The sequence below is a fragment of the Pedobacter aquatilis genome (assembly GCF_032678405.1).
GTDB classification, from domain to species: domain Bacteria; phylum Bacteroidota; class Bacteroidia; order Sphingobacteriales; family Sphingobacteriaceae; genus Pedobacter; species Pedobacter aquatilis_A.
In genome coordinates, this window is the sequence record NZ_JAVTSJ010000002.1 from 29945 (window position 1) to 47340 (window position 17396).

Sequence of the window (17396 nt, forward strand, 5' to 3'; positions counted from 1 at the left end):
AAACAAATTTAATAAAATCCCTTACAAACCAAATATTTTATTCAGGAAGACTAATTTTCCCCATACAAACCGATGGTACACCTTGCCTGTTACCAAAGTTTATTGGGCTTCCACAAAGGGTTTCATTGGCAAGTACGGCAAATAAAACAGCTTCCTTTGCATCAGGATTTATATTTAAATCATCAGTAGTAAGAAAAATGGAGTTTGGAAGTTTCGCTTTCAAAAGGCTAACCAATAGCGGATTGTGCATCCCACCACCACTCATAAAAACATGTGCTTCAGCATGGTTACCGAAACATTTTTTTATGGCATTGCATATGGTTTCGGCCGATAAATGGCAAAGTGTGGCCATTACATCTTCTTTATTGATATTTTCTGTTGATGATTTTTTTTGAGCATTTTCCAAGTATTCTATGTTAAACAACTCCGGGCCTGTTGTTTTAGGGAAACCGTCTTCAAAGAAACCAAAATCAAGCAATGCATTTAACAGATTTTGATTTAAGTTTCCCTTTAATGCAATTCCGGCATTTTTATCATAAAACAGATTGAAATGTTTTTGCACATACTGATCCATCAATGTATTTCCCGGTCCAACATCTGTAGAAAAAATTTCTGCAGCATTCAGGTTTCCTGGCAGGTAGGTAAAGTTTGCAATACCTCCGATATTAAGCATTATACGGTCTTCATCTTTCTTCGAAAATATAAGATAATCGCCATAAACAGCTAATGGGGCGCCTTCTCCTCCTGCGGCTAAATGCTTTTGCCTGAAATCAGAAAGTGTTATGATACCTGTTTTAACGGCAATATGATCGCCATCCCCAATTTGCAATGTACCGTTTGGGTAATCGGGCAATTTATGTAATGATTTAGGGGCATGAAAAATCGTTTGCCCATGGCTTGCGATAAAATCAATAGCTTCAGCTTTGTATCCCCACTCTTTTAAGGCTTCGTTAATTAAAATGGCATGAGTTGTTGCAATGTATTCGTTCATCAGGCAAACCAGTTGCAAGTTTACCTCCGTTTTAGAAAAAACTGCCTTTATCCTTGCCCTGAAATCGTTGGTGAAACCGGCTGTCTTAAATTCAAGTATTTCGATAACTGTTTCAGCGCCACTTCCCTGTACTTTACACAGTGCAATGTCAAGACCATCCATAGATGTACCGCTCATTAAGCCAATTATTAATCTTTCTTTCTTGTTCGTTTTTGAATAAAGTTTTTCTATCTGCTGATTCATAATTAGTTAATTTGTTGAAAGGAATCAAACGTTTGTTTGTATTCTTAGGCCAATTTTGCCAAAATAGTTTAAATAAAAGTAAATAACCTTTATTAAAAACCGGGCATATGTTTCTATATTTACTGCTCCGTACATTAAAATCCATATAAAAAAAATGGCAAGATTAAATCTACTGGAGGAGACGCGTTTCGAGAAATTACCCGTTAGCGTGTTCGAAAATCCTAAAATTGCTTCTGTAAATGTTGCGCAACGCATTGCAGGTCTTATCAAGACAAAACAAGCAAACAACACACCTGCCGTACTGGGCTTAGCAACAGGTGTTACCCCAATCGCAGTTTATGCCGAACTGGTTCGACTGCATAAAGAAGAGGGCTTAAGTTTTAAAAACGTGATTACTTTCAATCTGGATGAGTATTATCCGATGCAGCCCAATGCGGCACAGAGTTACGTTACTTTTATGAACGAAAACCTGTTCGATCATATCGATATCGATAAGAACAATGTACATATTCCGGATGGCACACTGGCACTGGAAGATATTCCTGCATTCTGTTTAGATTATGAAAAGAAGATTGGTGATTTAGGAGGATTGGACATTCAGATTTTGGGTATCGGTCGTACCGGACACATTGGTTTTAATGAGCCGGGTTCAGCACCCAACTCAGGAACACGTTTAGTAACCTTAGATGACTTAACACGTCGTGATGCTGCCCGTGATTTTGGGGGAAAATCTTTTGTACCAACAAAAGCCATCACCATGGGCATTGGCACAATCTTTAAGGCTCGTGAAATTATACTTATGGCCTGGAGCCGTAAAAAGGCATCGATTATTAAAAAAGCGGTTGAAGGCGAAATTTCTGGCGAAGTGCCAGCCACTTACCTGCAGTTATCAGATAATGTTGAGTTTATTTTAGATGCTCCGGGAGCTTCAGATTTAACAAGATTTGATACACCATGGCTGGTTAAAGATTGCATCTGGACAGATGAGCTTATTCGTAAAGCAGTAATCTGGTTAGCAAACACACTTAAAAAACCTATCCTTAAATTAACTGAGGATGATTATAACAATAATGGTATGGCACAACTGGCCACTGAAAAAGGGCCGGTTTATAATATCAATATTCATATTTTCAACAAACTTCAGCATACCATTACAGGATGGCCCGGAGGCAAACCGAATGCCGATGATTCGCAGCGCCCGGAAAGAGCGGAACCTGCTAAAAAAAGGGTTATCATTTTTTCTCCGCATCCTGATGACGATGTAATTTCGATGGGTGGGACATTTATCAGGTTGGTAGATCAGAAACATGATGTGCATGTGGCTTATCAGACTTCAGGTAATACCGCAGTTTGGGACGATGATGCTTTACGTTTTGTGGAATTCAACGTAGATTTCACTGAAAAAATGGGCATGGATAATTCGCATTTAAAAGATCTTTACCACAAAATGAGGGCTTTTATTGAGCAGAAGAGACCAAACCAGGTAGATACACCAGAGATTCAGACGGTAAAAGGCTTAATCAGAAAAGGAGAAGCAATCGCGGGTGCCCGTTATTGCGGACTCGAAGATGATCATATCCATTTCCAGGCCCTTCCATTTTATGAAAGCGGTAAAAACCAGAAAAACCCTGTAACCCATGCTGATGTGGAGTTAACTATTGAGCTTTTGCAAAAGGTTAAACCACAGCAGGTATTTGCCGCAGGCGATTTTGAAGACCCACATGGTACACACCTCGTTTGCTTCAATATCATTCTTGCTGCTTTAACTGAACTCCGTAAAACCGAAGACTGGGCGAAAGATTGCTGGTTATGGATGTATCGGGGCGCATGGCATGAATTTGAAACCCATGAAATTGAAATGGCTGTGCCAATTAGTCCACAGGAACTGGAACGCAAAAAATATGCAATTTTTAAACACCAAAGTCAGAAAGACCGTGCTGTTTTCCCGGGTGATGATGCAAGGGAATTCTGGCAAAGAGCGGAAGACCGCAATCGTGATACCGCTAAAGCTTACGACGCATTAGGTTTGGCTGAATATGAGGCTATGGAAGCTTTCGTTCGCTGGAAATTCTAAAATTTTAAACTTGAAATATTTAGAAAAAGCTGCTTGGTTAATTCTAAGCAGCTTTTTGATTTAAAAACACTTTATATATACATACGAATTCAATAAAGACCAATCAACTTTATTGGTAAAATTAAAAACAATACTCTAAATTAGTTTCTCAATCTAACCTTTCCTGATAATGACTCAGCCAAAACAACGTTTGCTATCTCTTGATTTTTTAAGGGGGCTAACCGTAGCCGCCATGATTTTAGTAAACAATCCCGGTAGCTGGGGGCACATTTATGCTCCTTTAGAGCATGCTGAGTGGAATGGTTGCACACCAACGGATTTAGTTTTCCCTTTTTTCCTTTGGATTGTTGGCGTTTCTATTGCTTTTGCAATGAGCAGCAGCAAAGCTGATCCTGCTACGCATAGAAAAACAATTATTAAAGCGGTTAAGCGTGGATTAATTCTTTACTTCCTTGGTTTTTTCCTCGCAATTTTTGGCAAGTTATTAAACGATCCTGCACATGCATTACAAACAGTAAGGTTATTAGGCGTACTGCAGCGCATTGGAATTGTCTTCATCATTAGCAGTGTAATATTTCTAAAAGCATCGCCAAAAACAATATTTAAAACATTTATTGTAATCCTTGCTGTTTATTGGGCCTTAATGACTTTTGTTCCCGTGCCTGGGATTGGCTACGCGAATATGGAAAAGGAAACGAACCTTGCCGCCTGGATTGACAGGGGCATCCTGACAGAAGCACACACCTGGGCATCATCTAAAACCTGGGATCCGGAAGGTGTATTAAGCACATTACCAGCCATCGGGACTTGTTTGTTCGGTATTTTGACTGGTATCTGGATGCGCAGAAAAGATGTAGATAACCCAACAAAAGTGGCTTGGTTATTTACTACCGGAATTACTGCAATCATTTTAGGTTTGTTATGGGATTTACAATTCCCTATAAACAAAGCACTGTGGACAAGCTCTTACGTACTGTATGCCGGAGGTTTAGCTACCGTTGCATTGGCACTTTGTTATTGGGTGATTGATGTACAGGGTTACAAAAAATTCACTACACCTTTTGTTGTTTATGGCGTAAATGCAATAACAGTTTTTTTCCTCGCAGGTTTAATGCCGCGGGTACTTAACCTGATTCAGGTTACTAAACCCGATGGTACCAAAACCGGAATTCTTGTCCGTTTTTACGAAACATGCTACACGCCATTCTTTTCACCCATAAATGCTTCACTGGTATGGGCTATAAGTTATGTTTTGGGGTTTTATGTACTTCTTTATGTTATGTATAAAAAGAATATTATTATAAAAGTATAACTACTCTTTAGCTAAAGGAATTTCGACTCCAACTGGGCCACTAGGCTCACTTTCGTTTTTCAACCTGTCGAGTGCGGTTACAAGATAACTGTAACGTTTACCACTCTCAACGCTGGTATCAATAAAAGTAAGATAATCTTCAAAACTTATTCTTAAAATATTTTTTGCATCGAGGGTTGATATCTTTTCGCCTTCGGCAAATCTGTAAATAACAAAACCTGAAGCGGTTTCACCATCCTTGGCCTTCATTGGCATCTGCCACTTCAGATGTACACCATCCTTTAATGCATCAGCTGTTAATACTTGCGGTTGGTTAGGCGGGGTTTCGTCAAGCCAGGGCATTTGAGGAGGTAAAGCAGGATATTTGTATAAATCGGTTTTCAAAGAATCGCCAAAAGCCCTCGCAACAGTACTTAACGATTTTGAGGAGAAGAAAACACTACCCTGAATCCGGTTATTTTCCCTCAAAGAACGGATTTGGTTAGGTAATTCAACAGGGTTTCTCCAGGCCATTTCTGCTCTCGAGTTCACCAGATAGGCTGCCTGACCCACATAAACATGCCTTCCGTAAGCATTATTACTCCACCAATCTAATAAAACTCCGAATGGAGCCACCTTCTTACTGAAACTGAAATATATTTGTGGATTGATATAATCTACCCATCCTTCCTTAACCCATTTCCGGCTATCTGCATAAAGTTCGGCATAGTTTGAAAGGCCGCTGCTCGCTGAACCTTCTGGGGTTTCATACTTGTTTCTCCAGATACCAAACGGACTGATACCAAATTTCACATATTTTTTATAGTGATGAACACTATCATCAACCATTTTAATCAGCATATCAACATTGTTCCTGCGCCAGTCTTTAATATCTGAAAAGTTGTTAGGGTATTTATAAAAAGTATTCCCATCATCAATTCTTTGCCCTGCAATTGGATAAGGATAAAAATAATCGTCGAAGTGTATACCGTCTATATCATAGTTTTTCACAACATCCAGAATCACTTGCGTAATATATTCTCTTACTTCAGGGATTCCAGGGTCGAATTGCTTCTTCCCACCATAATTAAAAAACCACTCCGGATGCGTTTTTGTAATGTGATCACTGCTCAATGCCGAGGTCATACTCATACTGGCCCGATAAGGGTTAAACCAGGCATGTAACTCCATTCCCCTTAAATGGGCTTCTTTTATCGCAAACTCCAACGGGTCGTAACCCGGCGAAGGCGCCAGGCCTTGCCTTCCCATCAGCCATTGGCTCCATGGTTCGCGGCCTTTCGCGTAGAAAGCATCAGCAGCAGGGCGTACTTGTAACAATATTGCGTTAATTCCCTGCTCCTTGTGCCGCTCTAAAATGCCAATAAGCTCCTGTTTCTGCTGATCAACAGTTAATCCGGGCCTAGATGGCCAGTCGATATTAGTCACTGTAGCTATCCAAACGCCTCTAAACTCTCTTTTTGGTGCAATTTTTGATGTTGGTTGTGCATTTAATATATAAGGTAGTATAGTTAAAGATAAAATTGCGTATAGAAAGTTTTTAAGCATTATTCTGTCTGTTTTTTTATTCGAAATGTGTGTTTGTTCTTATTATAATACAATTTGAACATTAGCAAGTAAACGATTTTTTTTAAAAACTCATATAATTTTATTAAAAATTATAATTTGCGCCCCGTTTCTACTGAAACCTGATTGTGTTACCATTTACCTATGAAGACATAAATTATATTAACTGAAACGAACTGAGCATTATTTAAAATGGAACCACAAAACGTTAATAAAGGCGATAGAAACAAAATTTACTTCCTTATTATTGTAATTGCAGCCCTAATTGGAACAAACGGATACTTATTTTTTAAAGACCGACAGCAAGGCGAGCGCCTGGTTACGGTGAGCACCGAAAAGGATAAACTTAGATTAGAAGTAGAAAAAATAGAGGTTGAATTAGATAAGGTTAATGCACTTAACCTCGATTTAAATGAAAAACTTGTAGGCGAGCAAAAACTTGCACGGGAAAAGATAGCAGAACTAAAACTTGCCCTTGAAAAAGGTAAGATTACACAATCAGAGCTTGATAAGGCCCAGACACAGATTGAAGAACTAAAGGTTTTTATTAAAAATTATAATGACCAGGTAATTCAGCTGCAAAAAGAAAATATATTTTTAAAATCTACAAAAGATAGCCTTGAAAACTCGGTAAAAAGTGCCAACGATAAGGTAAATAGCCTGGCTAACGAAAACTCAAACTTAAATGCCAAAGTTAAAATAGCCGCAGCGCTAAAGGTTCAGAAAGCTGAGATCGTTGCTTACCGAACAAAATCAAGCGGAAAAAAAATAGAAGTTACCAAATCCTCAACCGCTGAAAAATTAAGCATCCGTTTTAATGTTACGCCAAACGAACTAGCCGAAAAAGGCCATCACAACGTATTTTTAAGGGTATTCGATCCGGCAGGAAACCTGCTTGCCGAAGAAAGTAACCGTTTTGAAGCCGACGGACAGGAAATGCAATATACCCACTCCGTTTATATCGACTACAATAACGACGGAAGTGTTTACACAATTGACTGGGCAAATCCAAAGCCCTATATAAAAGGCATCTATACTGTTATCCTATACACAGATGGTGCCACCATGGGTAAAGCGCAAATAGAATTAAGGTAGCTAAATTAAAGGGAAATTCAGGTAAAAAGTTGTTCCCTTTCCAATTATCGAAGTAAAACTGATATTTCCACCTGCATTTTCGATTGCCTGTTTTACGAAGGCTAAACCTAATCCTGTACCTGATGTCTTTGTTGTAAAGTTGGGCACAAATATTTTATCGTGTAATACTGCAGGAATACCTTTCCCATTATCTTTAATTTCGATGTAGGCATTTCGATTGTCGTTATAAACAGTTACGTTTATTTCACAGGCGCCTTCGTCGTCGTTAGCTTCAATTGCATTTTTAAACAGGTTATTGAAAGAACGCAAAAGCTGATCCCTATCGGCCTGAATGTAAATGTTTATTACAGATTTGTTAATCACATTAATATCTACATTTTCTGCACTCTTAAATACTTCTCTTGCCTGTTCAATAACAGAAAGAACAGCAGTTTGCTCAAGCTGCGTATCCGGCATCTTTGCAAAATTCGAGAATTCGGAGGCGATTTTAGAAAGGCTATCAATCTGTTCAATAAATGACTTACTGAACTTATTGAACTTCAGTTCAAAGTTAGGATCTTTTTCTTTCCATGATTTCTCCAGTAACTGTACACCTAGCTTAAGCGGCGTTAAAGGGTTTTTAATTTCATGGGCAACCTGCTTTGCCATTTCCCTCCAGGCACTCTCTCTTTCAGAACGAGCTAACCTGGCAGCACTATCTTCGAGCGCAGCAATCATACTGTTGTATTCTTTAATTAACGAGCCGATCTCATCATGCCTGCGCCAAACAATCGGTTCGTTTTTCTGCCCGATTTTGGTACGACTGAAACTTTCCTGCAAAAATGTTAACGGGTTGGTAATCTGGTTAGCCAAAAACACGGCGAGTACACCAATGGCAACGAAAACCAATGCATATAAGTTAATCAGGTTACTTACAAAAAGTGCAATCTTATCTTTATACTCATCCTCGTTTGAGTAATTTGGCAATCCGATATAAGCTATGGTTTTATTCTGCGCATTTCTTATTGGTGCATAAGCAGCAGCATAAGTTAAATTACCTATCTTTTCTTCCTGATTGATGAATTCTGATCTTTGCAGTCCACTTAAATTAAGGAATGCTTTCGTACCCATTTTCCGGCCAATTATCCGGTAGTTGTATAACTTAGGGTAGGTAGTCATAATCACATCACCATTGGTATCAAAAAGCGTTAAATCAGCATTATTGATATCAGCAAAGTTGTTAAAATCAGCAACTGCATTTTCATCAGTACTTATTTTACCTTCATTAAAAACCTGCTTTTCGAAGTTTTGCTGAACTTTTCTGATTTTATCTTTTATTAAAACATCCTGCTGGCCGCGATACTCGGTATTCATATACCAGTAGGTTGACCAGCCAACGATTAGTAAGGTAGCCACAACAGTTAAAACAATTGTTACCTGTATGCGGGTTTTATAAAGAATTTTATTGGCATTAATCATTAAATGCCGGTTAATACTAAACCAGCCCACCCTATCATCGTCAAGGTTCTTTATCAGCCACACCAAACCATAAAGAATAATACAGAAAATAATGAATACCAGAAAGAAAAATGAAAGTGCTGCCAAACGTTCAACATAACCAACTTTCTCCTTACTGATTACCACCATTTTACTATTGCTGGGTTTAAATATCAGGTTGCTGTAACGGAGTGCATCATCATTGTTGATAACAAAATCATCGAGCTTACCTTTGTAAATACTGCCGTCAAGAGGGTAAGTATAAGCTCCGGATTGATTTAAAAGCTTATTATTGCTATACAGCGCAATTGAGTAGTTTTTAAATTCTTCGTCCTTGCTATACTTTTGGTCGGCAAGTAAATCAGGTAAACGGTTACTATAATTATAAGGTTTAGATCGCAATTCGATAATTAATGTGCCCAGCAGATTATTTTGTTTAACTACTGGAATGATTCCAAAGTAATCCTGATAACCAAAAGTATTATTAACCTGATAAAAAAAGTTTGAAGCTTCTGTTTTTACCGACCCAGATTCTACCAAGCGTTTATACTTCTCAATCGGTTGCGCCTCAACATTATTTATAGCCGTTTCAAACTTATTATAATCGTAGATATTGTAATCATATCGTCCTAAATAACCATCCAGATAACCCCTGATATGATTTTTTAAAACAGCAAAGTTAGCCGTTTGATAATTCGTAAAGTACTTAACCAAAAACTCGTCTTCAAGTAATTGCCTCTCGAGTTTGCTCAATGCGATAATTGCATTCGGATCTTCAGATGATTGCACTTTCCTCGCCAGTAATTCCCGCTCACTGCGTTCTTTAATATCTTTATATTTGATATATTTTATGGAGGTGTTAAATGCCAGGCAAAAAAACATGATGGATAGCATGCCTACAGAAAAATACTTCTCCTTTATATATGAAATTCTTCCAACGATAAGCAGAACCAAGGCATAAACAATAAAGAAGGCGGTAAAATCGGTGAGCAACTTGTAAATGAACACTCCTGCAAAGCCTGTAAGAAACAATATTAATCTTTCTTTATTCGAAACATTAAGCTGTTTACTTACTTCAATGGAAATAACGGTAATCAGGTAAATCTGAAACCATACCAGACACAAAATAACGATACTTACCCAACTGTTACCGCTCAGTTTCAGGATATTAATAATATCGAAGTTTATTTTTGAATTATTGATAAGCCCAAAAAACAACCCATCAACAAAAAAAGCCATCATCGAAATATTAATCAGTAATAAACTTTGTATAAATAGTCCCAGTATTTTGCTTTTTGTTATCCAGTTAGGAAATTTATATTGCTCTTTGTGATTATAAACGAACAAAAGCCACCATGTTCCAGCCAAAACATTCAATAAAAAATCGCCTAATGAAGGCATGAAATCGTTGGCCGCATATATTTTTGGGTCGAATAATTCCAAAGGGAAATGATGGTTAAACCAGCCGTAATTTATATCAGTTAAACGGGCGGTAACAAAAAAAGCAAGGAACAAAAGACTTCCGGAAATTAAATAGCCTTTCCTGGCAATTAATGAGCTTAATGAATTAAAAAACATGCAAATGCACAGAATCCCTGCAATAAAAAGCCATAACTGTGTATCAGAATAATAATTATCAGTATAGCCAGGTTTTATTTTTAGGCCGAAGAGAAAGGTGTTGTCTTTACTCTTTATTGAATAGACTTCCTTATCATTATATTCTGACAGGGTGATTATTTTTGAATCCGACAACTGTGGATCCATATCATTTTTAAAATACCTGTTCTCGGGAACGGAATACCGCGACTGAATAGATATAAAAAAAATGAGGACAAAATCCCCGTCGGTTTTTTTTATAACCTCGTAGAAACCGTTAGAAAAATATAAAACAGATTTTCCTTCCTTTATATTTCTAGGGTTTATATCTGAAACTTTAATTGTACTCCAGTATTTCAGTTTATTGTGCTGAAAAGTTTGAAGGTTTATCCCGTTTTTGCGATAAAAATCGAGGAAATTTAAAGCGCTGTTGGCATCTAAATGAAATCGCTTGGCTTGGGTTACTTCTTTTTTATTGGAAAGAAAATCATCTACAATATTTTCCTTCACGATGAGGTTTTCCTGTACCTTTTTTGCATCGCGCTCCAGAAGCTCTTCTTTGGTTGTAAAGCGACTTAATGAAATTGAGGTTGCAATGAGGCAGCAGCCTAAAACAAGCAATAGAAACCTTATTTTTACCCCGAAGCTCAATTTCATCTATTGATAAAGATATTAAATATTATAAAAAACAACGCCATAAACTGCTGGTTTATGGCGTCGAATTAATTATTTCAAATGTTTTTGATTAAGCAATTGTTGCGCTACTTGTACTTACCTCACGGCTAACTTTCTTAACCAAGCCTTGTAAAACATTACCTGGTCCTACCTCAACAAATTCAGTTGCACCATCTGCAAGCATACGCTCTACTGTCTGGGTCCAACGCACAGCACCTGTTAATTGTTTTATTAAGTTTTCTTTAATCTGTGCCGGGTCAGTATACGGTTTTGCATCAACGTTCTGATAAACCGGGCAAATAGGTGTTGAAATATGGGTAGCCTCAATTGCAGCCTGCAGCTCAATTTTTGCCGGCTCCATTAAAGGAGAGTGGAAAGCGCCACCAACATTAAGCTTCAAGGCTCTTTTAGCTCCTGCTTCAGTTAACTTAGCACAAGCCAGGTCAATTCCTTCTATACTACCCGAAATTACCAATTGGCCCGGGCAGTTATAATTAGCCGGAACAACAACAGCATCTATTTCTGCACAAATTTTTTCTACAACATCGTCAGCCAGCCCTAAAATAGCAGCCATTGTTGACGGTTGTGCTTCGCAGGCTTTCTGCATAGCGTTTGCCCTTGCAATAACCAATTTTAATCCATCTTCGAAACTTAAAGCATTTGCAGCAACTAACGAAGAAAACTCACCCAAAGAATGCCCTGCAACCATATCTGGTTTAAAATCATCGCCCAAAATTTTTGCCAGAATTACCGAGTGTAGAAAAATTGCCGGTTGTGTAACATTAGTTTGTTTTAGTTCCTCATCAGTACCACCAAACATAATATCACTGATTCTGAATCCAATGATTTCGTTAGCTTTTTCAAATAACTCAGCAGCTTTTGGGTTTTCGTAAAGATCTTTACCCATTCCTACAAATTGTGCGCCCTGACCGGGAAAAACGTATGCCTTCATATTCTTTAATCCCCTATGGGGAAATATTTAGTTAAATTTATTATTAATATTAGCTTAGTAGTTAGTCTAAACTTGCTGTAATTAACCTTAAAAACTCAGCTCTTGTTTTATCGTTACTTAAAAAAGTTCCGGTAAAGGCCGATGTTGTGGTAACCGAATTTTGTTTTTGAACACCCCGCATGGCCATACACAAATGTTTACACTCCATTACTACAGCAACACCCATTGGACTTAATGTATTTTGTATACAGTCTCTTATTTCGTTGGTTAAGCGTTCCTGTACCTGCAAACGACGTGCAAAGGCATCAACAATGCGGGGGATTTTACTTAACCCAACGATGTGCCCATTGGGAATATAGGCAATATGTGCCTTGCCGAAAAATGGTAACATATGGTGCTCACACATTGAATAAACTTCAATATCTTTAACTACAACCATCTGGCTGTATTCTTCTTCAAACATTGCCGATTTTAAAATCTCATCTGGCTTTAAATCGTAACCGTGCGTAAGGTATTGTAAAGCTTTAGCAACGCGTTCTGGTGTTTTAACCAGGCCTTCGCGTTCAGGGTTTTCACCTAACTGACTTAAAATATCTTTGTAATGAGTAGCAACGGCTTCAATTTTTGATTCATCGTAGCGATCGATTTTTACATAACCATCCCTAGATTCTCCTTTTAAAATATCTTTCTTTTCCATTAAGGCTTAACCAAAGTATTCAACGTAATTATTTTCAGTTTCGTAAATTTTAACGGCATGCAAAATAGCTCCGGCTTCTGAAATAGGCGCTATTAGTTGCTCCCATATTGCAATGGCAAGGTTTTCTGTCGAAGCCAGTTTACCTTTCATAAAATCCACATCAAGGTTTAAATTCTTATGGTCAACCTTATCAACAACATATTCGTTCATCACATCCTTTAACCATTTAAGGTCTACAAGAAATCCTGTTTCGGGATTAACCTCGCCTTTTACTGTAACGTAGAGCCAGTAATTATGGCCATGCCAGTTTGGATTGGCACATTTACCGTAAACTTCAGTGTTTTTATCGTCATCCCAATCGGTTCGGGCCAGCTTATGCGCTGCATTAAATGACGCTTTTCTCGTTATATAAATCATTATTACAATTAAACCGCAAATATACTCATAAAGCATTAAGCCTAAAGGGCAAAGCTTAAAGAAAGATATTTTAATGATAAGAATGCATTAAATTTACGATATGAAAACATTAGTTGTTGCAGCTACAAAAGCCGAGCTTACCTTTTTCTACCAGCATTTCAGCCTGCCCGAAGGCGATTTTATCGAAGACAAAAACTTCGATGTATTAATTACCGGAGTTGGAATGGTTGCCACAGCTTTTGCTTTAGGAAAATACTTATCGCACAAATATAACCTGGTTTTAAACCTGGGAATTGCAGGAGGATTCGATAGAACAGTTGCCCTGGGCAGCCTGGTAAATATTACTGAAGATACTTTTGCAGAACTCGGAGCAGATGATGGCGAGAACTTCCTCACTATAACTGACCTTGGTTTTGGGGAGAACAGTTATAAATCAAAAAGCAGTAAAAAAGTTAATTTACCACAAGTATCGGGCGTTACGGTAAACCGCGTTAGCGGCAACGAAAAAAACATACGACATTTAACTGAACGCTTAAACCCTAAAACAGAAAGTATGGAGGGTGCTGCCGTGCTTTTTGCCTGCGAAAAGGAAAGGATAGATTGTTTACAAATCCGCAGCATATCAAATTATGTTGAACCTCGTAATAAGGATAAATGGAAAATTGGTTTAGCCATAAAGAATTTAAATGAATGGGCTATCGAGTTTCTGTCAGATATGAATTGATTATGACGAACTAATTTAATGCAACACTTAATTTTGGCTTATGAAGCTAACACTTGGTTTTTCGCCCTGCCCTAACGATACATTTATATTTGATGCACTCATTCACCATAAAATTGATACAGAAGGTTTAGAGTTTGAGGTTTATTTTGATGATGTTGAAACCCTGAATAAAAAGGCGCTGCAAGGCGAATTAGACATTACAAAATTAAGTTTTCACGCTTTTGCTTATGTTGCCAATCAATATGCTTTACTTGATGCAGGCAGTGCTTTAGGTTTTGGTGTTGGCCCTTTGCTAATCAGCAAAAGAAAATTTGAAGGTGAATTACATCCCGCTTTAAAAGTGGGTATTCCTGGAAAATATACTACAGCAAATTTTTTATTGGGCATTGCTTATCCACACCTGCAGGATAAGCAACTGATGGTTTTCTCAGAAATTGAATCAGCCTTGTTGGATGAAAAGATAGATTTAGGCTTAATTATTCATGAAAATCGCTTTACTTACCAGGATAAGGGCTTAAATAAAATTGTTGATTTGGGCGATTATTGGGAAAAACTAACGGGCTGTGCTATTCCTTTAGGCGGAATTGTAATCAACCGAAAACTGGATAAGGAAATTCAGCTAAAAGTTAACCGACTCATCCGTCAATCTGTTGAATATGCTTTTGCCAATCCAAAATCGGGTATCGATTTTATTAAAGCACATGCACAGGAAATGGACGAAACTGTGATGTACAAGCACATTGAACTATATGTAAATAAATACAGTATAGACCTGGGTGAAGAAGGCAAAAAAGCGATAGATACGTTATTTAAACTGGCGCAGGAAAAGGATTTAATTCCTGTTCTTGAGCATAATCTATATGCCTCAGTTTAACTTACCAGAAGTTTGTAGCCTTTTCCGTGAACATTGATGATTTCTACAGCAGGGTCTTCACGCAAGTATTTGCGAAGCTTACTTAAAAATACATCCATGCTTCTGCCATTGAAATAGTTATCATCATGCCAGATGGTTAACAGTGCTTCTTCTCTAGTTAAGACTGTATTTTTCTTCAGGCATAATAAACGTAATAATTCAGCTTCTTTGGTTGATAATTTTTGAATCTGATCTTCGCGGGTGATAATCTGTGTAGTATAATCGAAATTATATTTGCCTATAGAGAACTGGCTTTCGGCTGCGTCTTCATTACCACCGGCCTTATTTGCTACACGTTTAAACATTGCATTTATACGAAGCAGAAGTTCTTCAATACGGAAAGGTTTGGTAATATAATCATCACCGCCTAGGTCATAAGCAGCCGATTTATCTTCCAGCATGGTTTTAGCTGTCGCAAAAATCATCGGCACATGTGCATTTATTTTCCTGATATCCTTTCCAAGTGTAAAGCCATCTTTTTTAGGCATCATCACATCCAGGATACATAAGTCAAAATTTTGCTTATTAAAAGCTTTCAACCCTTCTTCGCCGTCAGTACATAATACAACATCAAACTTACCCTTTAACTGCAGATAATCTTGCAATAGCAAGCCCAAATTCGGATCGTCTTCTACCAAAAGTATTCTTTTCATTTTTTTTTGTTTAGTGGTGTAAACACTACGGCCCACGCTAAAGGTTTGATTCTGATTTTGCATTACGGTTTAATTTAAGTTTGATATAGTTAAATTAATTATTCAGCTATATTACTTAAATTATATCCGCAGCGATGTAATGTATCGACAAAGAAGCTGTTTGTACCGACAGTTAATTTGCTCGTTTATAAAGGTAAAGATATTTCGAAAGTTGTTCCTCTATCTTTTTCGCTACTTACCTTAATTGTTCCGTTTAATTTTTTAATAATATCCTGAACATAATTTAATCCAAGTCCAAAGCCCTTAACATCGTGCAAATTGCCTGTTGGGACCCTATAAAACTGGTCAAATATCCGTTTAGTATGTTCCTTACTCATTCCGATTCCGTTATCGGTAATTTCGATAATTAAATTTTTACCTGAATTTTTTGTGTTGATGGTTATTTCAGGAACATCTCTGCTGTATTTATTAGCATTGTCTATCAGGTTGTAAAGCACATTTGAAAGGTGAAGTTCATCGCCCATAATTACTGAATTTTCGGCATCAGTATTTATATTCAGGATAGCATTTTTCTTTTGCAACTGAAGGCTCATGCTATCAAGAACAATCATAATCAAATCGTTCATATCAACCTCAGTATTTTCCATCTTCAATTCACCTTTTTCTAACCGGGCGATGCTTAAAACACGTTCTATATGGCTTCCTAACCTAACATTTTCATCGTAAATAATTCCAGCCAGTCTTTTCAGCCTTGCTTTATCTTCAGTTACTTCGGGGTCTTTAAGCGCTTCACTTGCAATCATAATCGTGGCCACAGGTGTTTTAAACTCATGGGTCATGTTATTGATGAAATCTGTTTTCATTTCCGATATTTTTTTCTGCTTTAGAATAGCATAAAGCGTATAGCTGAAAATAAAAACCAAAACCAGTAAAAGGCCAACAGAAGAAGCAAGTGTTGCACTTAAATTGCCAACAATAGCCGAATTTTTATTTGGGAAATTTACCTCCAATATTCCAGGGTCTCTGAATAAGTCATTCCCGAAAAGTGTAGTTCTATATGTATTTTTAGGCAAGAACTTTTGTTCAGGGTAAGATGCCTGGAGGTACAAAACAGAATCTTTTTGCGCAAGTTTAACCCTGAAATTGTATCTTAACGTAATGTTGTGATCCAGGAAAGATTTCTGAAGGGTTTCTTCTAACGACGAAAAATTAATCCTGTTGGCAAGCGGAACATTTCTTTCGTTCATTTCCTTGGCTACGTCTTCCAATAAGTTATAACCGGTTTTATAAGGCAAAGTATCTTTCCCTAAAGCGGCTATTTTAATTGCCAGCTGCTTCTTTGCGATATCATCTTCGCGTTTAAACTTCTTTACCAGATCGTCTGAAATTTTTGGCAAGCTTACAAAACGCGGGTATCCCGCCATATCGAAAACCTGATACCTAATTGTATCCGGTAGGTTTTGCTGTGTTCTGAAATTAAAGGTTTTATTCTCCGACGGAAATAACTTAGAGCGTAAGCTATAACCTTTAACCATATTGCTTCTTACATCAACAGCAATATCCATTTGGAGATCTAATTTAGCACCACCATACAGCGAAACATATTCTTTCTCGCTAATTACTTTTGGCGCAATATAGCGGCCACGGATCAGACTATCTTGCTGATTGAGGTAGTTTTCTATCTGGTTTTCGTGTTCTGCCTGGCGTAGATCGGCAGCTTCCACAAACTGCTGCCTAAGGTCTTTAATATCGAGCTGGCGCTGTCTTAAATCCTGGCTTCTCTTTATTTTATTTTCCAGGTCTTTTCTGCTAATTCTATCAGCAGCATTTATACGCTGAATTTTATTTACTACTGATGTAAGTGTTTGATTTACCTGCTCATCAAAAAGCTGCGATTTGAGGTTATAAGCTTCCCTTATGTAATACAACTGCATTACAAAAACACCGAGTAAAGCTACCGTCATTAATACGGTAATTAACCAAAAACTTCTTTTCTTCATTAAATCCCTTTGGCA

13 protein-coding genes are annotated in these 17396 nt (G+C 37.6%); 5 read left to right on the forward strand and 8 right to left on the reverse strand.

Annotated elements, in window-relative coordinates:
- Positions 1-37 precede the first annotated feature (37 nt).
- Positions 38-1234 (reverse strand): anhydro-N-acetylmuramic acid kinase, encoded by a 1197-nt coding sequence (locus tag R2R71_RS05475; protein WP_316830248.1) that lies wholly within the window; start codon positions 1232-1234, stop codon positions 38-40.
- A gap of 154 nt (positions 1235-1388) precedes the next feature.
- Between R2R71_RS05475 and nagB the strand changes: the two genes are divergently transcribed.
- Entirely contained in the window at positions 1389-3308 is a 1920-nt protein-coding gene (nagB, locus tag R2R71_RS05480) for a glucosamine-6-phosphate deaminase (RefSeq protein WP_316830249.1), read from the forward strand.
- A 169-nt stretch (positions 3309-3477) separates the two neighbouring features.
- Complete coding sequence (locus tag R2R71_RS05485) at positions 3478-4620, forward strand: DUF5009 domain-containing protein (protein ID WP_316830250.1); 1143 nt, start codon at positions 3478-3480, stop codon at positions 4618-4620.
- Here R2R71_RS05485 and R2R71_RS05490 read toward each other — a convergent pair whose 3' ends face one another.
- Positions 4621-6165, reverse strand: coding sequence for a glycoside hydrolase family 10 protein (locus tag R2R71_RS05490; RefSeq protein ID WP_316830251.1), 1545 nt, complete (start codon positions 6163-6165; stop codon positions 4621-4623).
- Positions 6166-6375: 210 nt separating this feature from the next.
- Between R2R71_RS05490 and R2R71_RS05495 the strand changes: the two genes are divergently transcribed.
- A complete protein-coding gene (locus R2R71_RS05495) occupies positions 6376-7278 on the forward strand; it encodes a hypothetical protein (RefSeq protein ID WP_316830252.1) in 903 nt (300 codons plus the stop codon).
- Here R2R71_RS05495 and R2R71_RS05500 read toward each other — a convergent pair whose 3' ends face one another.
- From R2R71_RS05500 to R2R71_RS05515, 4 genes are all read right to left on the reverse strand, one after another.
- Entirely contained in the window at positions 7279-11007 is a 3729-nt protein-coding gene (locus R2R71_RS05500; RefSeq protein WP_316830253.1) for a sensor histidine kinase, read from the reverse strand.
- 88 nt (positions 11008-11095) lie between these two features.
- Positions 11096-11977 carry an ACP S-malonyltransferase gene (gene fabD, locus R2R71_RS05505; RefSeq protein WP_316830254.1) on the reverse strand — a complete coding sequence of 294 codons (882 nt, stop codon included), beginning with the start codon at positions 11975-11977 and terminating at the stop codon, positions 11096-11098.
- A 61-nt stretch (positions 11978-12038) separates the two neighbouring features.
- Complete coding sequence (gene folE, locus R2R71_RS05510) at positions 12039-12674, reverse strand: GTP cyclohydrolase I FolE (RefSeq protein ID WP_316830255.1); 636 nt, start codon at positions 12672-12674, stop codon at positions 12039-12041.
- A 6-nt stretch (positions 12675-12680) separates the two neighbouring features.
- Complete coding sequence (locus R2R71_RS05515) at positions 12681-13091, reverse strand: 6-pyruvoyl trahydropterin synthase family protein (RefSeq protein WP_316830256.1); 411 nt, start codon at positions 13089-13091, stop codon at positions 12681-12683.
- Between the two features lie 100 nt (positions 13092-13191).
- Here R2R71_RS05515 and mqnB point away from each other — a divergent pair, with 100 nt between their 5' ends.
- Both mqnB and R2R71_RS05525 read left to right on the forward strand, forming a co-directional pair.
- Positions 13192-13815 carry a futalosine hydrolase gene (gene mqnB / locus R2R71_RS05520; RefSeq protein ID WP_316830257.1) on the forward strand — a complete coding sequence of 208 codons (624 nt, stop codon included), beginning with the start codon at positions 13192-13194 and terminating at the stop codon, positions 13813-13815.
- A gap of 40 nt (positions 13816-13855) precedes the next feature.
- Positions 13856-14689 carry a 1,4-dihydroxy-6-naphthoate synthase gene (locus tag R2R71_RS05525; RefSeq protein ID WP_316830258.1) on the forward strand — a complete coding sequence of 278 codons (834 nt, stop codon included), beginning with the start codon at positions 13856-13858 and terminating at the stop codon, positions 14687-14689.
- Here R2R71_RS05525 and R2R71_RS05530 read toward each other — a convergent pair.
- Positions 14686-15381 (reverse strand): response regulator transcription factor, encoded by a 696-nt coding sequence (locus R2R71_RS05530; RefSeq protein ID WP_316830259.1) that lies wholly within the window; start codon positions 15379-15381, stop codon positions 14686-14688. The two genes, R2R71_RS05525 and R2R71_RS05530, sit on opposite strands and share 4 nt — an antisense overlap.
- 185 nt (positions 15382-15566) lie before the next feature.
- Positions 15567-17381, reverse strand: a complete 1815-nt coding sequence (locus R2R71_RS05535) for a HAMP domain-containing sensor histidine kinase (RefSeq protein WP_316830260.1) — start codon at positions 17379-17381, stop codon at positions 15567-15569.
- Between the last annotated feature and the right edge of the window lie 15 nt (positions 17382-17396).